Source organism: Acidovorax sp. (assembly GCF_034519795.1).
Classification (GTDB): Bacteria; Pseudomonadota; Gammaproteobacteria; order Burkholderiales; family Burkholderiaceae_C; genus Acidovorax.
In genome coordinates, this window is record NZ_JAXHOB010000009.1 from 426,189 (window position 1) to 449,087 (window position 22,899).

General features: G+C 70.3%; 22 protein-coding genes and 1 riboswitch. Of the genes, 18 read left to right on the top strand and 4 right to left on the bottom strand.

Features of this window, described 5'->3' with window-relative positions:
• Positions 1–14: 14 nt before the first annotated feature.
• The 4 genes from U5N23_RS12670 to U5N23_RS12685 all read right to left on the bottom strand — a co-directional run bounded on the left by U5N23_RS12670 (position 15) and on the right by U5N23_RS12685 (position 2,546).
• Positions 15–830 (bottom strand): sulfite exporter TauE/SafE family protein, encoded by an 816-nt coding sequence (locus U5N23_RS12670; protein ID WP_322593158.1) that lies wholly within the window; start codon positions 828–830, stop codon positions 15–17.
• 96 nt (positions 831–926) lie between these two features.
• Complete coding sequence (locus tag U5N23_RS12675; protein WP_322593159.1) at positions 927–1,514, bottom strand: ankyrin repeat domain-containing protein; 588 nt, start codon at positions 1,512–1,514, stop codon at positions 927–929.
• A gap of 394 nt (positions 1,515–1,908) precedes the next feature.
• Positions 1,909–2,325 (bottom strand): cell division protein ZapA, encoded by a 417-nt coding sequence (locus U5N23_RS12680; RefSeq protein ID WP_322593160.1) that lies wholly within the window; start codon positions 2,323–2,325, stop codon positions 1,909–1,911.
• Positions 2,322–2,546 carry a hypothetical protein gene (locus tag U5N23_RS12685; RefSeq protein WP_007858570.1) on the bottom strand — a complete coding sequence of 75 codons (225 nt, stop codon included), beginning with the start codon at positions 2,544–2,546 and terminating at the stop codon, positions 2,322–2,324. Before U5N23_RS12685 ends, U5N23_RS12680 begins: the two co-directional genes overlap by 4 nt.
• A gap of 36 nt (positions 2,547–2,582) precedes the next feature.
• Positions 2,583–2,822: riboswitch (cobalamin riboswitch) on the top strand.
• Between the two features lie 86 nt (positions 2,823–2,908).
• On the opposite strand from U5N23_RS12685, the gene U5N23_RS12690 reads away from it, so the two are divergent.
• From U5N23_RS12690 to U5N23_RS12775, 18 genes are all read left to right on the top strand, one after another.
• Complete coding sequence (locus U5N23_RS12690) at positions 2,909–4,798, top strand: TonB-dependent receptor domain-containing protein (protein ID WP_322593161.1); 1,890 nt, start codon at positions 2,909–2,911, stop codon at positions 4,796–4,798.
• Positions 4,799–4,841: 43 nt separating this feature from the next.
• Positions 4,842–6,203 (top strand): cobyrinate a,c-diamide synthase, encoded by a 1,362-nt coding sequence (locus U5N23_RS12695; protein WP_322593162.1) that lies wholly within the window; start codon positions 4,842–4,844, stop codon positions 6,201–6,203.
• Positions 6,200–6,808 carry a bifunctional adenosylcobinamide kinase/adenosylcobinamide-phosphate guanylyltransferase gene (locus tag U5N23_RS12700; protein ID WP_322593163.1) on the top strand — a complete coding sequence of 203 codons (609 nt, stop codon included), beginning with the start codon at positions 6,200–6,202 and terminating at the stop codon, positions 6,806–6,808. The genes U5N23_RS12695 and U5N23_RS12700 overlap by 4 nt, the downstream gene beginning before the upstream one ends.
• Complete coding sequence (locus tag U5N23_RS12705) at positions 6,808–7,707, top strand: helical backbone metal receptor (protein WP_322593164.1); 900 nt, start codon at positions 6,808–6,810, stop codon at positions 7,705–7,707. The genes U5N23_RS12700 and U5N23_RS12705 overlap by 1 nt, the downstream gene beginning before the upstream one ends.
• Positions 7,704–8,744, top strand: a complete 1,041-nt coding sequence (locus U5N23_RS12710) for an iron ABC transporter permease (RefSeq protein WP_322593165.1) — start codon at positions 7,704–7,706, stop codon at positions 8,742–8,744. The genes U5N23_RS12705 and U5N23_RS12710 overlap by 4 nt, the downstream gene beginning before the upstream one ends.
• Complete coding sequence (locus U5N23_RS12715) at positions 8,741–9,514, top strand: ABC transporter ATP-binding protein (RefSeq protein WP_322593166.1); 774 nt, start codon at positions 8,741–8,743, stop codon at positions 9,512–9,514. The genes U5N23_RS12710 and U5N23_RS12715 overlap by 4 nt, the downstream gene beginning before the upstream one ends.
• Before the next feature lie 51 nt (positions 9,515–9,565).
• Positions 9,566–10,243, top strand: a complete 678-nt coding sequence (locus U5N23_RS12720) for an energy-coupling factor ABC transporter permease (RefSeq protein ID WP_322593167.1) — start codon at positions 9,566–9,568, stop codon at positions 10,241–10,243.
• A gap of 779 nt (positions 10,244–11,022) precedes the next feature.
• Entirely contained in the window at positions 11,023–11,592 is a 570-nt protein-coding gene (cobO, locus tag U5N23_RS12725; RefSeq protein WP_322593168.1) for a cob(I)yrinic acid a,c-diamide adenosyltransferase, read from the top strand.
• Positions 11,593–11,595: 3 nt separating this feature from the next.
• Positions 11,596–12,477, top strand: a complete 882-nt coding sequence (locus tag U5N23_RS12730) for a helical backbone metal receptor (protein WP_322593169.1) — start codon at positions 11,596–11,598, stop codon at positions 12,475–12,477.
• A 43-nt stretch (positions 12,478–12,520) separates the two neighbouring features.
• Positions 12,521–13,588: a cobalamin biosynthesis protein CobW gene (gene cobW, locus U5N23_RS12735; protein ID WP_322593170.1), complete on the top strand. Its 1,068-nt coding sequence runs from the start codon at positions 12,521–12,523 to the stop codon at positions 13,586–13,588.
• A 10-nt stretch (positions 13,589–13,598) separates the two neighbouring features.
• A complete protein-coding gene (gene cobN / locus U5N23_RS12740; RefSeq protein ID WP_322593171.1) occupies positions 13,599–17,420 on the top strand; it encodes a cobaltochelatase subunit CobN in 3,822 nt (1,273 codons plus the stop codon).
• The gene (locus U5N23_RS12745) at positions 17,417–18,484 is read left to right on the top strand and encodes an ATP-binding protein (protein WP_322593172.1); all 1,068 of its coding nucleotides are present in this window, start codon (positions 17,417–17,419) and stop codon (positions 18,482–18,484) included. The genes cobN and U5N23_RS12745 overlap by 4 nt, the downstream gene beginning before the upstream one ends.
• 95 nt (positions 18,485–18,579) lie before the next feature.
• Complete coding sequence (locus U5N23_RS12750) at positions 18,580–19,182, top strand: vWA domain-containing protein (protein ID WP_322593173.1); 603 nt, start codon at positions 18,580–18,582, stop codon at positions 19,180–19,182.
• 17 nt (positions 19,183–19,199) lie between these two features.
• Positions 19,200–19,604: a DUF1636 domain-containing protein gene (locus U5N23_RS12755; protein WP_322593174.1), complete on the top strand. Its 405-nt coding sequence runs from the start codon at positions 19,200–19,202 to the stop codon at positions 19,602–19,604.
• 53 nt (positions 19,605–19,657) lie between these two features.
• Positions 19,658–20,659: an adenosylcobinamide-phosphate synthase CbiB gene (gene cbiB / locus U5N23_RS12760; protein ID WP_322593175.1), complete on the top strand. Its 1,002-nt coding sequence runs from the start codon at positions 19,658–19,660 to the stop codon at positions 20,657–20,659.
• 11 nt (positions 20,660–20,670) lie between these two features.
• Entirely contained in the window at positions 20,671–21,723 is a 1,053-nt protein-coding gene (locus tag U5N23_RS12765) for an aminotransferase class I/II-fold pyridoxal phosphate-dependent enzyme (RefSeq protein ID WP_322593176.1), read from the top strand.
• Positions 21,723–22,508 (top strand): HipA family kinase, encoded by a 786-nt coding sequence (locus U5N23_RS12770; protein WP_322593177.1) that lies wholly within the window; start codon positions 21,723–21,725, stop codon positions 22,506–22,508. Before U5N23_RS12765 ends, U5N23_RS12770 begins: the two co-directional genes overlap by 1 nt.
• A complete protein-coding gene (locus U5N23_RS12775; RefSeq protein ID WP_322593178.1) occupies positions 22,495–22,887 on the top strand; it encodes a DUF3037 domain-containing protein in 393 nt (130 codons plus the stop codon). Before U5N23_RS12770 ends, U5N23_RS12775 begins: the two co-directional genes overlap by 14 nt.
• Positions 22,888–22,899 lie beyond the last annotated feature (12 nt).

The following is a 22,899-nucleotide window of genomic DNA, read 5'->3' on the forward strand; positions in this document are numbered from 1 at the left end:
TGCGCGGCCCTGGGTCAGAGGGCGCTCAGGCCCTTGTACAGCATGTACGCGGCCAGGCAGAACAGCAGGCTGGCGAACACGCGCTTGAGCTGCTTGACCGGCAGCTTGTGCGCTGCCTTGGCGCCCAGCGGCGCGGTGAGCACGCTGCACACGGCGATCACCGCCAGGCCGGGCAGCCAGATGTAGCCCAGCGAGGCCGGCGGCAGGTTCTGCACCGTCTGCCCGCTGAGCGCATAGCCCACCACGTTGGCCAGCGCGATCGGAAACCCGAGCGCAGCGCTGGTGGCCACGGCATTGTGGATGGCCACGTTGCACCAGGTCATGAAGGGCACGCTGACGAAGCCGCCGCCGGCCCCCACCAGGCCCGAGAGAAACCCGATCACGCCGCCCGCAGCCAGTTGCCCGGCGGTGCCCGGCATCTGGCGCGTGGGCGCGGGCTTCTTGTCCAGCAGCATCTGGCTGGCCGAGAAGCTCACGAACAGCGCGAAGAAGATCGCCAGCGACGAACCCTTGAGCAGCGCGAAGATGCCCAGGCTGGCCGCAAAGCCGCCGATCACGATGCCGGGTGCCAGGCGCTGCACGATGTCCCAGCGCACGGCGCCGCGCTGGTGGTGCGCACGCACGCTGGAGACGGAGGTGAAGACGATGGTGGCCATCGAGGTGGCGATGGCCATCTTCACCGCCAGGTCGGGCGCGATGTCGCGCGCACCCAGGATGTAGGTCAGGAAGGGCACCATCAGCATGCCGCCGCCAATGCCCAAGAGCCCCGCGAGAAAGCCCGTGCACAGGCCGAGGACGCCGAGTTCAACGATCAGAAGGGGGTCGAGCATGGGGGTTTGGAGATGGAAATGGAGAAGGGGCAGGAGGGTACGGCAATACCGCAGGAATTGTAGAGCGCGGGACCTGTCGGGCTGCGGGGCGTTGCGTTACTTCGCGTTGCCCCGTTGCGCTCCGTGGCGACGCAGCAGCGCCACCTTCGCGCGTTCCTGCCGCATGAGCGCCACATCCAGTGGTGTTTCGCCGGCCTTGTTGGCCGCGTTCGGGTTGGCGCCCATCTTGAGCATTTGCGCCATCACGTCCAGCATCTCCGGGTGCTCGGTGGCGATGTGCAAGGGGCTGTTGCCGCTGCGATCACGTGCATCGATGTGGGCACCGGCCTCGATCAACAGTTTCACCATGGCCGGGCTGGCCGCTGCGTGCAGGGGCGTGATGCCTTCGCCATTGGAAGCATTCACATTGGCGCCGCGCGCGATCAGCAGGCGGGCCATGGCGGTGTGCTCCTCACCGGCCACGCCGTGCAGGGGCGTGAAGCCCCATTGGTCCCCCTGGTTCACGCTGGCAGGGTCGCGAGCCAGAAGCCGTTCCACTGCGGCGCGGTCATTGAACACGGCGGCGTCGTACAGCGTGGCATCGCGCGCGGGTGGGGCTTTGCCGGTCTGCGCCAGTGACGGCAGCGCGATCATGGCGAGCAGTGTGCAGCAGATGGCAAGGCGGGTGGAGCGGTGGGCTGGCATGGATTGGGTGGGCGATCATCGCAGGATACCGAACTGCCCGGACGCATCGCATGGGCACACGAATCGGCGCCCGAAAAAAATGGCTGCCGAATCGCTCCGGCAGCCATTTTCTGGAATAGGTGTCTGCGGCATTGCTACCGGGCCCTCATCCTGAACCGGGGGTTCAGGTGGGCGAGGGCAGCCAGGCGTTGGGTTCATCTGACGCGAGATGATCACGCTCCCCTGGCGATGTACCAAGCCCGTGCTCGTTGAGCATTGGTTCAAGGAAATATAAGACCCGGCGGCACCGCAGACACCCTCATTGTAGGGGCTCCAAAAGCCCCTGGCAGGTGTCGGCGATGTAAAGAAATCTTGGAGGTGTACGCCATTGATAGCGCACGGGCCGCCATGCGGGTTACAGCAGGCGCCCGTCGTCGCCCAGGGCCTGGTCGAGCCGCTGCACCAGGCTTTGCAGGCGTAGGGTCTCGTCCGCATCCGGGGGCAGCAGCGACTCCTGCACGCCGCTGGCGCTGCGCCGCGGTGGTGGCGCCGGCATGTCGTCGCCCATCGCCATCGGGGTGGCCATGGGCACGGGGTGGGGGTGGTCTGCGGCAGCGGCCATGTCGGCGGCCTCGCGGTCGGCGATTTCGAAAGCGAGGTTCAGTGCGGCCAGCACCGCGATGCGTTCGCGCGCACGCACCTTGCCGGCATCGCGGATGCGCGTCATGGCGGTGTCCACGCGCTCCACGGCATCGAGCAGCCGGCTCTCGTGCCCCTCGGGGCAACTGAGCAGGTAGCTTTGCTGCAGGATCTGCACCTCGATTTGCTTCATGCGGCGTCTTTCGCGGGAGGGGCCTGGGGCAGGCGCTCGAGCAGGGCATCCACGCGCGAGCGGGCTGCGCTCAGGCGGGATTTCAGGGAGTCGCGCTCCTGGGTGAGTGCTGCCACTTGCTCGGACAGCAGGGCATTGGTGCGCTGCAGTTCGGCGTGGCGCACCAGCAGCCGCTCCACGCGCTCGGCGATCTGGTCAGTGGTCGATGGTGTTGTTGCCATACAGCCGCCGATTGTAGGACGGCGGGTTGTAAACGGTCGTAAAATCACCGGGTTGGTGCTCGCGGTGTGGTTCACATGCTGCAGTTCAACGGGAAGCAGGGAGGTGGCGCCACGCATGGCGCGCCGAGCCTGCGCTGCCCCCGCAACGGTCAGCGGACGAAGCCTTCGGGCTTCTCTCTCCAGCCACATGCCACTGGGTGCCTTGAACAAGCACCTGGGAAGGCGTTGGGGAGTGTTCCGCCAGCCCGGATACCGGCCAACACGGTGGTTGCGTGCGCGCTGGATGGCCAGGCGTGCGCAACCGTATCACCCACGACGCTGGCGGGAGGCCGGCACGGGTTTGTTTGCTGACGATTTGCCCCATGAAAATCCGTACCCCCCGTGGGCGCACTGCTGCGCCTGTTTCCAGGTCCTTCGGCCTGCGCCCTGCGCTCGTGTCCCTGGCCGTGCTTGGCGCCTGCGCTGCCCAGGCCCAGCAGGCCGACGCCAACGGCACCATCCTGCTGGCGCAGAACCTGCGCGCACCCTCGCTGGCCGAGACCGTGGTGACCGCCACGCGCACGCCGCAGCCCCTGTCCGACCTGGTGGCCGACGTCACCGTGATCGACCGCCAGACCATCGAGACCAGCGGCGCCACCGGCCTGGCCGATGTGCTGGCGCGCGTGCCGGGCATCGAGATCTCGCGCAACGGCGGCCCCGGCGCCACCACGGGCGTGTTTCTGCGCGGTGCGGAGTCGCGCTTCACGGCGGTGTACATCGACGGTGTGCGCATGGATTCGCAGTCCACCGGCGGCGCCGCGTGGGAGTCGATCCCGCTGGCGCAGATCGAGCGCATCGAAGTGCTGCGTGGCCCGGCCGGCGCGGTGTATGGCTCCGACGCCATGGGCGGCGTGGTGCAGATCTTCACCCGGCGCGGTGAGCAGGGCGTGGCGCCCTACGTGGGCATCGGCATTGGCAACCAGGGCACGCGCAAGGCCGAGGCCGGCGTGAGCGGCGCCAGCGGCACCTTCGACTATGCCTTGGGCATTGCGCGCGAGCAGAGCAAGGGCTTCAACGCCCGCACCGTGGCCACGCAGAACCCCGACCGCGACGGCTACGAAAGCACCTCGGCCAGCGCCCGCGTGGGCCTGCAGCTCAACGCCACGCACCGGCTGGAGGCCACGCTGCTCGCCAACGACCTGGACAGCGGCTACGATAGCGGCCTGGGCCGGGACGACCGCAACCAGCACCAGCTGCATGCCCAGGGCCTGAACTGGCAGGCCCAGTGGACCCCTCAGTACAAGACGCGCCTGCAGATCACCGACTCGCGCGACGAGTACCAGACCACGCCGTCCTTCTACCTGACCGAGACGCGGCTGCGCGGCTACCTGTTCCAGAACGAATGGCGCCAGGGCCCGCACCTGGTGACGGCCGCGCTGGAGCGCCGCGAGGACCGCCTGGAGAACGCCCCCATCGACCGCAAGCGCTCGCAGGATGCGCTGGCACTGGGCTACGGCTATACCGCCGGTGCCCACACGCTGCAGGCCAACCTGCGCCACGACGCGGACAGCGAGTTCGGAGGCAAGGGCACGGGCAGCCTGGCCTATGGCTACACCTTTGCACCGCAGTGGCGCGCCACGGCATCGGTGGGCACGGCCTTTCGCGCGCCCACGCTGTACCACCGCTTCAGCGAATACGGCACGGGCCGCCTGAACCCCGAGAGCAGCCGCAATGCCGAGCTGGGCCTGCGCTGGGCGCAGGCATCGAGCAGCTTCTCGGTCACCGCCTACCGCAACCGCGTGCAGGACCTGATCACCTTCGGCGCCGCCGGCCCTTGCCCGTCGAAGGACGGCTGCTACCGCAACACGGCGCGCGCCGAGTACAAGGGCGTGACCTTCGCAGGCTCGTACCGCCTGGGCGGCGTGCAGCTGCGCGGCTCGCTCGATCTGCAGAACCCGCGCGACCTGTCCACCGGCAAGATGTTGGCGCGCCGCGCCAAGCGCCACGGCACCGTGGGCGCCGACACGCAACTGGCCGGCTGGACCGTGGGTGCCGAGGTGCAGGCCTCGGGCCGCCGCTACGACACCGTGGCCAACACCACGGTGCTGGGCGGCTACAGCCTGTTCAACCTGTATGCCAGCACGCGCATCGCGCGCGACTTCACGCTGACCGCGCGCCTGGACAACGCGGCCGACAAGCACTACGAGCTGGCCCGCACCTATGCCACCCCGGGCCGCACCGTCTATGTGGGCGTGAAGTGGGCGCCGCAGTAAGCGCCAGCACAACGAGAGAGAGCAGGGAAGGGAAGCAAGAAGAATGGTCACCCCGGCACGCTGTCCGGCGATATTGATCGCCGCCCCGGCATCCGGCCAGGGCAAGACCACCGTCACCGCGGCCCTGGCGCGTCTGCACGCGCGCCAGGGCCGGCGGGTGCGGGTGTTCAAGTGCGGGCCGGACTTCCTCGACCCGCACTGGCACCAGATTGCCAGCGGCGCACCCGTGCACCAGCTCGACCTGTGGATGAACGGCGAGGCCGATTGCGCGCAGCGCCTGCACGCCGCCGCGCAGGAGAGCGACCTGATCCTCATCGAAGGCGTGATGGGCCTCTTTGACGGCACGCCGAGCGCGGCCGACCTGGCGCTGCGCTTTGGCGTGCCCGTGCTCGCCGTGGTCGATGCCTCGGCCATGGCCGGTACCTTCGGCGCACTGGCCTTTGGCCTGCGCCACTACCGCGCAGGCCTGCCCTGGGCGGGTGTGCTGGCCAACCGCGTGGGCACGCCACGCCATGCCGACATGCTGCGCGATGGCCTGCAGGATGACGATGACTGGATGGGCGCGCTGATGCGCGTGGCGCCCGGCGATGTCGCCACCAAGGCATCGGCACCGCTGCTGCCCGAACGCCACCTGGGCCTGGTGGTGGCGCACGAGCTGCACGATGCCATGCAGCGCCTGGATGCCGCAGCCGATGCGCTGGCAGCCACGCCGCTCGGCCAGATGGGCCTGGACGATCTGCAGCGCTGGGCGGTGGATTTTCCGGCCCCCGCAGCGACGCCTGTGCCACCGCTGCTCGCTGGCCGCACCGTGGCCGTGGGCCGCGACGAGGCCTTCTGCTTCATCTACGCGGCCAACCTGCAGTGCCTGGCGCGGATGGGCGCCCAGGTGGTGTTCTTTTCGCCGCTGCACGACGCCGCACTGCCCGCCTGCGAAGCCGTATGGCTGCCGGGGGGTTACCCCGAGCTGCATGCCGCCACCATCGCGGCCAACACCGCCATGCAGGCCAGCCTGCGTGCCCATGTGGTTGCGGGCAAGCCGCTGTGGGCAGAATGCGGCGGCATGATGGCGCTGTTCGACTCGATCACCCTGGCCGATGGCTCCGAGCAAGCGCTGTGGGGTCTGCTGCCCGGCCGCGTGGCCATGCAAAAGCGGCTGGCCGCGCTGGGCCCGCAGCACCTCACGGTGGCGGGGCACACGCTGCGCGGCCATACCTTCCACTACTCCACGGCGCACAGCACGGCGCCCGTGGTGGGCCGCACGGCGCGCCCGCAGGCGCTGCCTGCACCCGATGCCGGCGAAGCGCTGTACCGCCAGGGCACCATCCACGCGAGCTACTTCCATGCCTGGTTCGCGTCCGCCCCCGCTGCGGTGGCGCACCTGCTGGGCGGGGAGGGCGTCCCATGAGCACCACCGACATCACCACCGAGTTCATCCTGGGTGGCCAAAAGAGCGGCAAGTCGCGCCGCGCCGAGCTGATCGCGCGCGACTGGCTGGCCCGCTCGCCCGCGCACCGTGCCGTGCTGGTCGCCACGGCCCAGCCCTGGGACGAGGAGATGCGCCAGCGCATCGCCCGCCACCAGCGCGACCGCGCAGAGCGCGTGCCCGGCCTCGCCACTCTGGAAGAAGCGCGCGACCTGGCTGGCGCATTGCGCCAGCTCGGCAGTGCCGACACGCTGGTCGTGGTCGACTGCCTGACCCTGTGGCTCACCAACTGGACCATGCCGGCGGGCGCCGAGACCATGGGCCGTGAGGACCGCGACGCCCTGGACAGCGACTGGGCGGCCCAGCGCCAGCACTTCTTCACCGCATTGCAGCAAGCACCCGGCCCCGTGGTGCTGGTGGGCAACGAAATCGGCCTGGGTGTCATCCCCCTGGGGCGCGAGGTGCGTGCCTTCGTCGATGCGCTGGGCGCCCTGAACCAGCAGGTGGCCGAGGTGTGCCCGCGCGTGACCCTGATGGCGGCCGGGCTGCCACTGGCCCTGAAAGAACCCTTGAAAGAACCGCGCTGATGACCCCAACCCCCGTGCGCCGCATCCTCTGGGTGATCGCCATCATTGTCGTGCTGGGCCTGCTCATGGCGGGCCTGGCGCAGGCGCAACCGGTTCAGGTGACCGATGACCGCGGCCGCGTGGTGGCGCTGCCGCAGCCGCCGCAGCGCGTCGTGTCGCTGCTGCCCTCGCTGACCGAAAGCGTGTGCGAGCTGGACCAGTGCCACCGCCTGGTGGGGGTGGACCGCTATTCCAACTGGCCCGAGTCGGTCGGCAAACTGCCCAAGCTGGGTGGCGGCATCGACCCGAGCATCGAGGCCATCGTGGCCGTGAAGCCCGATGTGGTGCTGCTGGCCATGAGCTCGCGCGCCAGCGAGCGCCTGGAGGCCCTGGGCCTGAAGGTCGTGGTGCTGGAGCCCAAGACCCATGCCGACGTGCGCCGCGTGCTCGGCGTGGTGGGCCAGGTGCTGGGCGTGCCCCAGGCCGAGGGCGCCGACCGGCTGTGGCGCGTGATCGATGCGGCCGTGCAGGCGGCGGCCCAGTCGCTGCCGCCCAAGGCGCGCAACACGCGCGTGTACTTCGAGGTGAGCCGCGGGCCGTATGCGGCCAGCGAGGCCTCGTTCATCGGCGAATCGCTCACGCGGCTCGGTGTGCGCAACGTGGTGCCTGCATCGCTGGGGCCGTTTCCGCGCCTGAACCCCGAGTACGTGGTGCGCGCCAACCCCGATGTGATCATGATCGGCAACCGCAGCATGCAGGCCATGGTGCCGTACCCCGGCTGGGCCAGCATGCGCGCCATCCGCGACGACCGCATCTGCGTGTTCGGCCCGGGCGACTCCGACGTGGTGGTGCGACCCGGCCCGCGCATGGCCGAGGCCGCGCGCATCATGGCGCGCTGCCTGACCGAAAAGGCACGATGACTGCTGCTGAAAAAGCCTTCCTGATCCCCTCGGCCGCCGGCCGGCGCCGCGCCGCCTGGTGTGCGCTGTGGCTGCTGCTGGCCAGCCTGGTCCTGCTGGTGCTGGGTATCGCCGTGGGCAGCACGGGGCTGGAGAGCCTGGTGCACATGGGCGACGACGCTGTGGCGCGCCAGATTGTCTGGGACATCCGCCTGCCGCGCACCCTGGGCGCCTGGTTGGCCGGTGCGCTGCTGGGCCTGGCCGGCGCGGTGGCGCAGGGCCTGTTCCGCAACCCGCTGGCCGACCCCTACCTGCTGGGCAGCGCCTCGGGCGCGGCGCTGGGCGGTGCAGTGGCCATGGCCATGTTCGGCGTGTCGCCCGTGGCCGCGCAGTGGATGGCGCGCATCGGCATCACCGGCATGGCCTTCGTCGGCGCAGCGGGTGCCGTGGTGCTCACGCTGCTGCTGGCCAAGGGCGTGCAGCACACGCTGCGCCTGCTGCTGGCGGGCGTGATCGTGGGTGTGGTGCTGGGTGCCCTGCGCGACCTGGTGGAGCTGGCCTCGCCCGACATCCTGCAGGCCATGCAGGCCTTCATCCTGGGTAGCACGGCCTTCGTCGGCTGGATCGCCTGCGCGCTGATGGGCGCGGCCTGGGCCCTGTGCGCGCTGCTGGCCTGGGTGCTGGCGCGCGCGCTCGACGGCCTCACGCTGGGCGAGTCCACCGCCGCCAGCCTGGGCCTGCCGCTCGGCCCCATGCGCGCCGGCCTGGTGGCCGCCATGGCGCTGGCCACCGGCACCGCCGTGGCGCAGACCGGGCTGATCGCCTTCGTCGGCCTGGCCGCGCCGCACCTGGTGCGCTCCATGGTGCGCGTGACGCACGAGCGGCACATTGTTCTCTCCAGCCTGATGGGCGCGGTGCTGCTGCTCGCCGCCGACATCCTCGCGCGCTGGATGCTGGCGCCGCAGGAGTTGCCTGTGGGCGTGCTCACCGCCGCGCTGGGCGGCACCTACCTGCTGTGGCTGATGCACCGGCGCACCGTGCACGGGGGCGGCCTGTGAAGGGCATTGCGCTCAGCGCCCACCAGATCACCGCGCGCGTGGGCGGTGCCGAGGTGCTGCACGGCATCGATCTGCACCTGCCCGAAGGCCGCTGGACCAGCGTCGTCGGGCCCAACGGCGCGGGCAAGTCCACCCTGCTCAAGGTGCTGGCCGGCCTGCTGCCGCGCGGCCAGGTCGATGGCCAGGTGGCGCTGCTCGGCCGCATGCTCACCCTGGTGCCAGCGCGCGAGCGCGCACGCCAGCTGTCCTGGCTGGGCCAAAACGAGGGCTCGGCCGAGGATTTGACGAGCTACGACGTGGCCATGCTCGGCCGCCTGCCGCACCAGCCCTGGCTGGCCCCGCCATCCGCCGCCGACCATGCGGCCGTGGAGCAGGCCCTGCGCACCACGCAGGCCTGGGACTGGCGCGAACGCCCCCTGTCGCAGCTGTCGGGCGGCGAGCGCCAGCGCGTACTGCTGGCCCGCGCCCTGGCCGTGCAGGCCCAGGTGCTGCTGATGGACGAGCCCCTGGCCAACCTGGACCCTCCGCACCAGACCGACTGGCTGCACACCGTGCGCGCCCTGGTGGCCGGCGGCGCTACGGTGGTCAGCGTGCTGCATGAGGTGTCGCTGGCCCTGCAGGCCGACGAGTTGGTGGTGATGGCCAAGGGCCGCATCACGCACCAGGGCGGTTGCGACGAGCCCGTCACCCACCGCGCGCTGGAGGCCGTCTTTGACAACCGCATCGCGGTGCACGCGCTGCTGGGGCAGTGGGTGGCCCTGCCGCGCTGATTACTGTTTTTGTTTTTTCTCTTTCAATTGTTTTAACCAAGGAGCCGTTCCATGCACATCGAACCCGGGCTGGTGGACACCACCAAGATATTCCTGAGCTATGCCACGGGCGCCACGGCGCTGCTGTATGCCAGCAAGCTCGCGTGGGACATGGTCAGGAAGGAGGGTCCTGTGGCCTTGCTGGCGCGCTCGGTCTTCACGATCGCGCTGGTGTTTGCGTTCTTCGAGCTGCTGCCGCACCACCCGGTGGGGGTGTCCGAGGTGCACCTGATTCTGGGCACCACCTTGCTGCTGCTGTTTGGCGCTGCGCCTGCGGCCATCGGGCTGGCGGGTGGCTTGTTGATCCAGAGCGTGTTCTTTGCGCAGCAGGATCTGCCGCAGTACGGGATGAACGTGACGACCTTGCTGGTGCCCTTGTTCGCGACGGCGGCGATTGCCAGGCGCATCGTGCCGGAGAGCATGGCGTATGTGGACATGACGTATGCGCAGGCGTTCAAGTTGTCGGTGGCGTACCAGGGGGGGATCGTGGTTTGGGTGGCGTTCTGGGCTATCTATGGGGCTGGGGTGGGCTCTGCGAATCTGGAGAGCATTGCTACGTTCGGGGCGGCTTACATGGCGGTGGTGTTGTTGGAGCCGCTGGTGGATCTGGGGGTGTTGGCGGCTGCCAAGGCGTTGCGTCGTTTCGAAGGTTCTTCTTTCGTTGAGCGGCGGTTGCACCAGGCTGTTTGAGCTTTTTGGTTGTGGTTGCTTCTGTTTCTTTGCCGAGGGCGGAGGCCGGGATGTGCGCCCGGCGGCGCACCTACTTTCTTTTGCGTCGCCAAAAGAAAGTAGGCAAAGAAAAGGCGACCCCCAGTCTGCGTCCCCCGTACGCCCTGTCGGGCGAACGGGGGCAACCTGCGATGCTCGGACCTGGGGTGGTGCCGCAGAACTCGCTGCGTTCTTCGAACTCCGCTCAAACAGCTGCGGCAAGTCAGATGACGAAGCGTGTGTGTCCTTCGGCACACACGCCCACCCAGCTCCTGCGCTTCTCGGCGCAGCCAGAAGGGGTGGGGAGCGGGGACAACAACGGCTGCTGCTTCGCAGCTACGCCGGGTGTCGGTGACGCGCCTCGCGCTGCCGACAGGCCGAAGCGCAGCGAGGCAAATGGGGCCGAGCGAAGCGATGGCCCGAGTGGGGCCCGCTCCCACCCCCTTCTGACCGTGCCGAGAAGCGCAGGGCCTGGGGTGAGCGCGTGCCGAAGGACACGCGCATCGTTGTCTAGCTTGCCGCAGCTGTTTGAGCGGAGTTCGAAGAACGCAGCGAGTTCTGCGGCACACCCCAGGACCGAGCATCGCAGGCTGCCCCCAGCGCCCGACAGGGCGATGGGGGACACGGGCAGCGGGGTCGCCTTTCTTTTGGGTACTTTTCTTTGGCGAAGCAAAGAACAAGTACCTCGGCCGCCGGGCCGAGACCCGGCTCCCGCCCGTAACACGAGCACGTAGCAACCACGACCGACCACCGGCAGAGAAATGCAAATCGAATCCCCCCCCATCCTCCGCGACACCCCCAAACCCCAAGGCGAACGCCGAGGGCTGATCCTGGTCCACACCGGCAACGGCAAAGGCAAGAGCACCGCCGCCTTCGGCCTGGCCATCCGCGCCCACGGCCGCGGCAAAAAAGTCAAGATCTACCAGTTCATGAAAGTGCCCACCGCCCGCTTCGGCGAGCACCGCCTGTTCGAACAACTGGGCATCCCCATCGAAGGCCTGGGCGACGGCTTCAGCTGGAAGAGCCGCGACCTGGACCACTCCGCGCAACTGGCGCTGGACGGCTGGGCCAAGGCCGAGGCCACCATCCGCGCGGGCGAGCACTTCCTCGTGGTGCTCGACGAGATCATGTACCCGCTGCGCTACGGCTGGATTCCGCTGGAGACCATTCTGGCCTGCCTGCGCGAACGCCCGCCCCATGTGCACGTGGTGCTCACCGGCCGCAATGCGCCGGCCGAATTGATCGAACTGGCCGATACGGTGACCGAGATGACGCTCGTCAAGCACCACTTCAAGGCCGGCGTGCCCGCGCAGCGCGGCATCGAGGACTGATCGATGGGTTCCTCCCTGTCGATGTCCATGCCCATGGCCAGGTCCCGCTCGGCGCCCGCGCTGGCCGTGCTCGGCCTGCTGGGCGGGCTGGCGGCTCCCCTGGCACAGGCACAGGCACCGCAGCAGCACCGCATCGTCACGCTCTCGCCCTCGCTCACCGAAGCCGTCTGCGCCCTGGGCCACTGTGCCGAGCTGGTGGGCACCGACCGCCATTCGAGCTGGCCCGGCAGCGTGGCCAGGCTGCCCAAGGTGGGTGGGCTGCAGGATGCGCAGATCGAGCGCATCGTGGCCCTGCGGCCCGACATGGTGCTGCTGGGCCCGCGCAGCCGGGCGGGGGACCGCCTCTCGGCCCTGGGCGTGCCGGTGCAGGTGTTCGATGCGCGCACGCATGCCGACCTCAGGCGCATGCTGGTCAGCGTGGGCCAGTCGCTCGGTGAATCGGCGCGCGCGGCCGAGCTGGTGGCGCGCATCGAGCGCGAGCTCGACGCCGCCGCGCGCCGCGTGCCGGCCCACCTGCGCGGGCGCAGTGTCTACGTGGAGGTGGGCGTGGGCCCCACCGCCGCCAGCGCGGCCAGCTTCATCGGCGAGACCGTGGCGCGGCTGGGGCTGGTGAACATCGTGCCCGGCGACATGGGCCTCTTCCCGCGCGTCAATTCCGAGATGGTGGTGCGCCGTGGGCCGGACCTGGTCATCGGCCCGCAGACCACCCTCTTCAACCTGGCCGACCGCCCCGGCTGGGCCGGCATGCAGGCGCTGCGCCAGCACCAGGTCTGCCAGCTCGACGCCGACCGCATGGACCTGCTTTCGCGCCCCGGCCCGCGCCTGGGCGAGGCGGCGCACATGCTGGTCGATTGCCTGCTCGGACTGCCACAAGTTCTGCGTTGATTCGCACCACCCCATTGACCCATTGTTCTGACTGGAAACCTCCATGCAAGTCCACAAGATTCCCGCCACCATCGTCACCGGCTTTCTGGGCAGCGGCAAGACCACGCTGCTGCGCCACCTGCTGACCCACGCGCAGGGCAAGCGTATCGCCGTCATCGTCAACGAGTTCGGCGAGCTGGGCATCGACGGCGAGCTGCTGCGCAGCTGCGGCATCGGCTGCGACGAGAACGGTGTGGAAAACGGCCAGCTGTTCGAGCTGGCCAACGGCTGCCTGTGCTGCACCGTGCAGGAAGAGTTCGCGCCCGTGATGGAGCTGCTGGCCGCGCGCCGCGACCAGATCGACCACCTGGTCATCGAGACCTCGGGCCTGGCGCTGCCCAAGCCGCTGGTGCAGGCCTTCCAGTGGCCCGCGCTGCGCAACGTGTTCACGGTCGACTCGGTGATCACGGTGGTCGATGCGCCCGCCGTGGCCGCCGGCCAGTTTGCGCAGGACCCCGTGGCCGTGGACGCCCAGCGCCGCGCCGACGAGAACCTGGACCACGAATCGCCCCTGCACGAGCTGTTCGAGGACCAGTTGGCCACCGCCGACCTGGTGGTGCTGCACAAGACCGACGGCCTGACCGCCGAGGCCCTGGCCAAGGTGGAAGACATCGTGCGCGGCGAAACCCTGCCCGGCGTGAAGTTCGTGCATGCCCAGCATGGCCGCATCGACCCCGGCGTGCTGCTGGGCCTGGGCCGTGCGGTAGAGGACGTGATCGACGCGCGCAAGACCCACCACGACGAGGAAGAGGACCACGACCACGACGAGTTCGAGTCGGTGCAGGTCACGCTCGATGTGGCCGACCGCGGCCGCCTGCTGGAGGCCTTGGTCGCCCTGGTGCAGCGCCACGAGATCTACCGCATCAAGGGCTTCGTCGCCCTGCCGGGCGCGGCCATGCGCCTGGTGGTGCAGGGCGTGGGCCAGCGCTTCGACAGCCATTTCGACCGCGCCTGGCGCGAGGGCGACCTGCGCGCCACGCGCCTGGTGGTGATCGGCGACCACCTGGACGCCGCCGCCCTGCAGGCCGAGCTGGAATCGGCGCTGGCCGAATCCGCCACCACCACCGCCTGAGGCGACCCGCATGCATCTGCTTTCCACGCGCCCCGGTGGCTACGTCGAGGACGGGGGCCAGGGCCTGGTGCGCGTGGAGCAGACGCCCGGCGACATCGTCATCCTGAGCGCGGCCGACACCACGCTGTCGCTGCTGTCCGACGCAGCGGCCAGCCTGGGGGACGATTTTCCGAGCGTGCGCCTGGCCAACCTGATGTGGCTGCGCCAGCCCGCGTCCACCGACATGTACGTGGACGACGTGCTGCGCCATGCGCGCGTGGTCGTCATCGACCACCTGGGCAGCCCCAGCGACTGGGCCTACGTGGTCGAGCAGGCGATGTCGCTGGCCGGCAAGCGCGGCCAGTGGCTGGCGCTGTTCTCGGGCGACAACGTCGAAGACCCGCAACTGCTGATGCGCAGCACTGCCAGCCCCGAAGACTGCCACCAGCTGTGGCGCTGCCTGCGCGAAGGCGGGCGCGACAACGCACTGGCTTTCTTCGCATTGATCGGCCATGCGGCCTTCGGCATCGGCCCGCGCCCGCCGCCACCCCGGCCGCTGCCGCCGGTGATGGCCTACACACCGGCTGCGGCTGCGTCCTGGGTGCCCGGTGCGCCGGTGGCGATGCTGGTGTTCTACCGTGCCCACCTGCAGTCGGGCAACACGGCGGTGTTCGACGCCATGCAGGCAGCGCTGGCGCAGGCCGGGATCAACACCCTGGCCGTGGCCGTCGATTCGCTCAAGAACCCCGAGAGCCTGGCCGCGCTGCAGGCCATGGCCGCAGAGCAGGGTGTGGGCGTGGTGCTCAATGCCACGAGCTTTGCCGTGGCCTCCATCGATGGCAGTGACGACGAGCACTCAACGGCGGTCGCCCTGGCCGGCGATGCGCCGGTGCTGCAGCTCATCACCGCTGGCTGCTCGCAAGAGCAGTGGCAGGCCGACCCGCATGGCCTGGCGCCGCGCGACCTGGCCATGCAGGTGGTGCTGCCCGAGGTGGACGGGCGCATAGGGGCCCGCGCCATCAGTTTCAAGGGCCTGGCCTGGCGCTGCGAACGCACCGAGGTCGATGTGGTGCGCTACCAGCCCGAACCCGAGCGCATTGCCTTCGTGGCCGAGCTGGCGCGCCGCTGGTGTGTGCTGCGCAGCAAGCCGCACGTGGGCAAGCGCGTGGCGCTGATCCTGGCCAACTACCCCAACGACGACGCGCGCCTGGCCAATGGCGTGGGCCTCGATACCCCGGCGTCCACCGTGCTGATTTTGCAGGCGTTGCGCGATGCCGGCTACACCACCGGCGAGCTGCCCGAGGGCGGCGATGCGCTGATCGCGCAGTTGGTGGAGGGCGTGACCAACCACCTCGATGCCAATGCCGACCGCCCTGCAGGCCAGAGCCTGGCCATGGCCGACTACCTGGCCGACTTCGGGGCGCTGCCACAGGCCAGCCAGGACGCGGTGAACGCCCTGTGGGGCCTGCCCGGCGCAGACCCCATGGTGCGCAGTGGCCGCTTCATGGTGCCGGGAATTCGCCTGGGCAACATCTTCGTGGGCATACAGCCCGCGCGTGGCCGCGACCTGGACCTGGTGGCCACCTACCACGATGCCGACCTGGTGCCCACGCACGGCTACCTGGCTTTCTACTTCTGGCTGCGCCGCGTGTTCGCGGTGGATGCAGTGGTGCACGTGGGCAAGCACGGCAACCTCGAATGGTTGCCGGGCAAGAGCGTGGCGCTGGGCGCCGCCTGCTGGCCCGACGCCATCCTGGGCCCGCTGCCGCACCTGTACCCCTTCATCGTCAACGACCCGGGCGAGGGCAGCCAGGCCAAGCGGCGCACGCAGGCCGTCATCATCGATCACCTGATGCCCGCGCTCACACGGGCCGAGACCTATGGCCCGCTGCAGCAGCTCGAGCGCGCCATGGACGAGTACTACGAAGCCCTGTCGCTCGACCCGCGCCGCGCCAGGCTGCTGCGCCAGAGCATCCTCGACCAGGTGCTGCAGCACCGCCTGCACCAGGAGCTGGGCTTTGCGCCACCGGCCGACGACGCGCAGCGCGAAGCCCTGCTCGGCCGGCTTGACGCCTACCTGTGCGAGATCAAGGAATCGCAGATCCGCGACGGCCTGCACATCCTGGGCCGCTCGCCGCGGGATCGCCAGCGCACCGATACGCTGGTGGCGCTGGCGCGCTTTCCGGGTGGTTCGGCGCCAGGGCAGGGCAGCCTGCTGGTGGCGCTGGCGCGCGACCTGGGCCTCACCGGCTTCGACCCGCTGAACCCCGAGTGGGCCGCGCCCTGGACCGGCCTGCGCCCTGAAGCTTTGCAAGTGCTGGTCGACGACCCCTGGCGCCATGTGGGCCACACACGCGAGCGGCTCGAAAAACTGGCTGCGCAGTGCGTAGAGCAGCACCTGGCGGTGGACGGCGCAGGCCGCATCGTGGGCCCGCCGATGGACGCTGCGCAGTGGCCGCAGAGTGCGCGGGTGCTGGCGCGCATGCGCGCCGTGCTGGCCCCCCGGCTCGATGCCTGCGGCCCGAACGAGATGGCCCAGTTGCTGCGCGGGCTGGCCGGCCGCTTCGTGCCGCCAGGCCCCAGCGGTGCCCCTTCGCGCGGCCGGCCCGACGTGCTGCCCACGGGCCGCAACTTCTATTCCGTGGACACGCGCGCCGTGCCCACGCCCACGGCCTATGGCATGGGCGCGCTGGCGGCGGACCGCGTGGTGGAGCGCCACCTGCAGGACCATGGCAGCTTTCCCACGGCCGTGGGCCTGTCGGTCTGGGGCACCAGCACCATGCGCACGGGCGGTGAGGACATTGGCCAGGCCTTTGCCCTGCTGGGCGTGCGCCCCCAATGGGCGCCCGGCAGCCACCGCGTGGTGGACATCGAGGTGCTGCCCATGGCCATCCGCAACCGCCCGCGCATCGACGTGACGCTGCGTGTGTCCGGGTTCTTTCGCGATGCCTTTCCGGGCGTGATCGACCTGTTCGACACGGCTGTGCGTGCCGTGGCCGCCATCCCCGAGGACGACGAGCCCGACGACGTGAACCCTATCCGCGCCCGCGTGCGGCGTGAGGCGGCTGAAGCCGAAGCGCAAGGCATGGCCACTGAGGACGCACAGCGCCGCGCCACCTGGCGTGTGTTCGGCCCGCGCCCAGGCGGCTACGGCGCCGGTCTGCAGGAGGTGATGGCCAGCGGTCGCTGGAGCACCTCCGACGACCTGGCCCAGGCCTACCTGCGCGCGGGTGCGTTCGCCTACGGCCAGGGCCAGCACGGCGAGGCGGCGCGCGCGGCCTTCGAGCAGCGCCTGGCGGCGGTGGACGCGGTGCTGCACAACCAGGACAACCGCGAGCACGACATCCTCGACTCCGACGACTACTACCAGTTCCAGGGCGGCATGGCCGCCGCCGTGCAGCACCTGGCCGGCGCGCCGGCTGCGCTATACCACGGTGATTTCAGCACGCCCGGCGCGCCGCGCATCCGCACGCTGAGCGAAGAGCTGGCGCGCGTGGTGCGCGCCCGCGCGGTGAACCCCAAGTGGATCGATGGCATCAAGCGCCACGGCTACAAGGGTGCGTTCGAGATGGCGGCCACGGTGGACTACCTGTTTGCCTTTGACGCCACCACCGGCGTGGTGGGCGACCACCAGTACGCGCTGGTGGCCGACGCCTACCTGCACGACGACGCCACGCGCGAATTTTTGCAGCAACACAACCCGCTGGCCCTGCGCGGCATCGGCGAGCGTTTGCTCGAAGCCATGCAGCGCGGCCTGTGGGCCGAGCCGGGCGAGCACCGCGAGCGCATCGAGCAGCACCTGCTGGAGCTCGAACACCGTCTCGAAACCCAGGGCGAAGGACCCTTGCCATGACCGCTTTTTCTGTGTCCCCTGTGCCTGCCACCGCGTTCCCCTTCACCGCCCTGGTCGGCCACGAGGCCCTGCAGCGCGCGCTGCTGCTGGCCGCCATCGACCCTGGCATGGGCGGCGTGCTCATCAGCGGCCCGCGCGGCACGGCCAAGTCCACCTCGGCGCGCGCGCTGGCGGCGCTGCTGCCCGATGCGCCCTTCGTCACGCTGCCCCTGGCGGCCAGCCTGGAGCAACTGGTGGGCACGCTGAACATCGAAGACGTGCTGCGCGACGGCCAGGTGCGCCTGGCCCCCGGCCTGGTGGCGCGCGCGCACGGCGGCGTGCTCTATGTGGACGAGGTCAACCTGCTGCCCGATGCGCTGGTGGATTCGCTGCTCGACGTGGCCGCGAGTGGCGTGAACACCGTGGAGCGCGACGGCGTGTCGCACCAGCATGCGGCGCGCTTCGTGCTGGTGGGCACCATGAACCCGGAGGAGGGCGAGCTGCGCCCGCAACTGCTCGACCGCTTCGGCCTGTCGGTGGCCCTGCACAACCCGGCCGACGCGGCCCAGCGCCAGGCCATCGTGCGCGCCCGCCTGGCCTTCGATGCCGACCCCGAGGCCGTGGTGGCGGTGCATGCCGCTGCACAGGCCGGGTTGGCGGCGTCGGTGGCGCGCGCCCGTGCTGCGCTGGCAAGTCTGCAGTGGACCGACGCCGTGGTGCAGCATGCCGCCCGCCTGGCCCTGGCCGCCGGGGTGGATGGCATCCGCGCCGACCTGGTGATGCTGCGCGCCGCGCGGGCACTGGCTGCGCTGGAGCAAGCCGACAGCGTGAGCATGGCGCATGTGGATGCCGTGGCCGAGCTGGCGCTGGCGCACCGCCGCACGGAGAACGCTGCAGGCGCGGCACCTCCCTCGGGCGCCACGCAACCACCGCCAACTTCCTCGTCGAAACCATCTGCGGCCGTTGGGCAGGGCCCTGCCTCGTCGCAGAACGCACCCGAGGGCGATTGGGGCGCACTGCCGCCCGAGTCCCAACCCATGGCGCGCGTGCGCAGCACCGGAGCGTGGCCGCCAAAAAAAGCCTGAGCCACCCTGGCCTGCGCTCTCCTGGTTCAACCAGGACAAGTGCAGGCTGGCGGTGGCAAGCCCCTCGCAATGCCTGGCTGCGCACGCCGCATGCCGTGGCCCGACCCGCCGACCCAGCGGGCGCGGGCATCGATTGGCTGCGCACGTTGGTGGCCAAGGGCCCGGCGCGCCTGCAGGCCGCGCATTTGCGACGCCGCCCCGCCAGTACCGTGCAGCCCTGCCTGCACCTGATCGCGCTCGATACCTCGGGCTCCATGCGCCAGGGCGGGCGCCTGGCCTGGGCCAAGGGCTATGCCGCCCGCCTGATCGAGCAGGCCGCGCGTGCGGGCGACGAGGTGGCGCTGCTGTGCTTTGGCGGCCAGGGCGTGGAATTGTTGCTGCCCCCCGGCCCCGCGCGCACCGCCGGCACGGCCCGCGTGCGCCCGCTGGGCGGCGGTGGCGGCACGCCCCTGGGGGCGGGCCTGGCCGAGGCCGAGCGCCTGCTGCGCACCACGCGGTGCCAGCGCGGCGCGGGCGCACCGTCGTGCCTGTGGCTGCTGACCGATGGCCGCACGCTGGAGCAGCCCGCCGCGCCTGCTGCGGCCACGCATGTCGTGGTCGTGGATTTCGACGATCCGCTGCGGCCCGTGGGGCGCTGCGCCACCTGGGCCGCGCGCTGGCAGGCCGAGCACCGCATGCCCGAACCCCTTTCTTCCTAGAACACGAGCTTTTCCTGATGTCCGAAACCGCATCCCCGACGCCTGTCCCCACTGACGTGATCGTCTGCACCACCTGCCGGCCAGCCGGGGCCTCGCGCGATCTGCCGGCCGACGGCGAACTGCTGTTCGAGGCCGTGCAGATGGCCCAGCTCGAAGACGACACCGGCGCCTGGGCCCAGGTGCGCGTGCGCGGCGTGGCCTGCCTGAGCAGCTGCGGGCGCGCCTGCTCGGTCGCCTTCCAGGCCCCTGGCAAGCACACCTTCGTGTTCGGCGACCTCAAGCCCGATGAAGAAACGGCGCGCCATGTGCTGGAGTGCGGCGCCATGCACGCCCGCGCCAGCGACGGCATGCTCAACCGCAACGAGCGGCCCGCGCGCCTCAAGAGTGGCATCGTGGCACGGCTGCCGCCCTTCGTGGCCTGAGGTTCCTGGCCCTGTACCATCCGCGCCACCATGTTGCATCCACGTACGATCGTATGGAAGTCCTAGCCGATCTGCTGCTCCCCGGCACGCAGTGGGATGCCCTGCGCGTGCTGATCTGGGTGCCCTTCGTGGCGCTGGCCCTCGACTGGTGGCGCGGCGAACCACCGGTGGCCATCCATCCCGTGGTGTGGATGGGCAAGACCCTGCACTGGTGCGGCGAGCGCTGGGCGCCGCTGGCGCCTGTGCCGCGCGATTTCCGGGCCTTCTGGTGCATGGCGCTGGCCTGGTGCGCGCTTGCGGGTGTAGTGATGGCCGCGGCCTGGGGTCTGCAGTGGCTGGCGCTGCGCTTTCATGACGTGATCGCCGCAGCCCTGATGGGGCTCTTGCTCAAGCCGATGCTGTCCTGGCGCATGCTGCACGACGAGGTGCTGGCCGTGGAGGCGGCGCTGGCCCGTTCGCTGCCCGAGGGGCGCGCGCAACTGGCCCGCCTGGTGAGCCGCGACGTGAGCGAGCTGAACGCCGAAGAGGTGCGCGAGTCGGCCATCGAGTCGCTGGCTGAGAACCTCAACGATTCGGTGGTGGCGCCGCTGTTCTGGTTCGTGCTGCTGGGGCTGCCCGGTGCCGCGCTGTACCGGCTGGCCAACACCGCTGATGCCATGTGGGGCTACCCCGGCATGCGGGGCGGGCGCTACTGGCAGTGGGCCGGCAAGTGGGCTGCGCGCGCGGATGACGTGCTCTCGTGGCTGCCCGCACGCATCACCGCGCTGCTGCTGGCCTTGCTGGCGCGCGGGCTGTCGCCGGCCACGCTGGCACGCCAGGCGCGTCGCACGCCATCGCCCAACAGCGGCTGGCCCATGGCGGCCATGGCGCTGGCGCTGGGCGTGCGGCTCGGCAAGCCCGGGGTGTATGTGCTCAATGCCAGTGCGCGCGACCCCGGCCCGCTCGATACCCGGCGCGCGGCCAAGCTCGGCTCGCTGGTGGCACTGTCGCTGATCCCGCTGGCAGTGGGTGCCCACCTGCTGATCACCATCGTGTCCGCATGGGTGGGTGCATGAGCGTGCAGGACATGCCACTGCACCCCCATGGCGGCCCCGACGCGCTGGGTGCGCCGGTGCACGACTTTTCCACCAACAGCAATGCCTGCGGCCCGTGCCCCGAGGCGCTGCAAGCGGTGCAGCAGGCCGATTCCACGCGCTACCCCGACCCTCACTATACGGCGCTGCGCGAAGCGCTGGCGGCCTTCCATGGCGTGGCACCGGGGCGCATCGTGCTGGCGGCCAGTTCCAGCGAGTTCATCCACCGCATCACGGCGCTGGCGGTGCAGCAGGGGGCCGTGCAGGTGGGCTTGCCGTTGCACAGCTATGGCGACTATGCCCAGGCCGCGCAGGCGCGCGGGCTCGCGCTGGTGCGTTCGGTGGACGCCGCACCCGCTCTGCAATGGGCCTGCGAGCCATCCAGCCCCCTGGGCCGGGAGGATCCGGCCCTGCGCGCATGGGCGACGGCAGCGGCCGATGGCAGCACGGCGCTGCGCGTGCTCGACTGTGCCTATGCCCCGCTGCGCCTTGGCACCGATGGCCCGGGCCCCTGGGCCGGCTCGCCCGCGCTGCCGCCCATGCCCTGCTGGCAGCTGTGGACCCCCAACAAGGCCCTGGGCCTGACGGGCGTGCGCGCCGCCTATGCCGTGGCGCCCGAGGGGTTCGACGCACAGGTGCAGGCGCTGCTGGCCCTGGCCCCTTCGTGGGCCGTGGGGGCGCATGGCGTGGCCCTGCTGCAGGCCTGGGTGCGGCCCGGCGTGCAGCGCTGGCTGGTGCACAGCCTTGCCACCCTGCGCGACTGGAAGCAGCGCCAGCTCACCCTGTGCCTGGACCTGGGCTGGGCCGTGCATGCGGGCAGCCTGGCCAACTACTTCTGTGCGCAGCCTGCCTGTGGCGATCTGCCCGGCGCGCTGGCGGCCCTGCGCGCGGCCGGCATCAAGCTGCGCGATGCCACCTCGTTCGGCCTGCCCGGCGCCGTGCGCATGGGCGTGCTGGCGCCCGTGGCGCAAGATGCCCTGCGCGCCGCATGGCCCACTGCCATGGCCGTACGATCCGGTGCACAACCCAAGGAGATCACCCCCTGATGAGAACCATCACCGTCACCCGCTATGTCACGCCGCTGCGTGAGGGCGGCTCGATGCCTGCCGTGGTCGAAGGCGACGACCTGGGGCTGTACGTGCTCAAGTTCCGTGGCGCAGGGCAGGGCGTGCGCGCCCTGCTGGCCGAGATGATCTCGGGCGGCATTGCCCAGGCGCTGGGCCTGCCGATCCCCGAGATCGTGCTCGCCGAGCTCGACACGGGGTTGGCCCAAACCGAGCCCGACCCCGAGATCCAGGACCTGGTGCGCGCCAGCGGCGGCCTCAACGTGGGGCTCGACTACCTCTCGGGTGCGCTCAACTTCGACCCCGCGGTGGACCTGGTCAGCGACGATTTCGCCTCGCGCCTGGTCTGGTTCGATGCCCTGGTGGCCAACGTAGACCGCACGGCGCGCAACACCAACCTGCTCATGTGGCACAGGAAGCCCTGGCTCATCGACCATGGTGCCTCGCTCACCTTCCACCATGCCTGGAACGGCGCGGTGGCGCAGCCGGCAAAGCCTTTCCCGCCGATTGCCGACCATGTGCTGCTGCACCAGGCCACGGCACTGGCCCAGGTGGATGGCGAGCTGGCCGCGCTGCTCACACGCGAGGTGCTCATGGGCATTTTGGCCGATGTGCCCGACGAGTTCCTGGCCATTGCCGGGGCCGAGCACGCCGAGGGGCCGCTGGCGGCCCCTGCCAGCCACCGCCAGGCCTATGTAGACCATTTCTGCGCCCGCCTGGAAGGGCGCGAGGCCTGGCTGAAAGGAGTGATCGATGCACGCGGCTGAGGTGTACGACTACGCCATCGTGCGCGTGGTGCCGCGCGTGGAGCGCGAGGAATTCATCAACGCGGGTGTCATCCTCTCGTGCCAGAAGAGCGGCTTCCTGCAGGCGGCGATTGCGCTCGACGAGGAGCGCCTGCTGGCGATGGATCCGCATGTGGACATCGACACCGTGCGCCGCCACCTGGCGGCCATCGTCGCGATCTGCGCGGGGGACGCGGGCTGCGGGCCGATTGCGCAGCTGCCGTTTCGCCAGCGCTTTCACTGGCTCACGGCCAGGCGCAGTGCCATCATCCAGACCTCGCCGGCGCACACCGGGCGCTGCACCGATGCGGCGGCGGCGCTGGAACACATCATGGACCGCATGGTGCGGCCTTTGCCTTGAGCGCTTCCGATT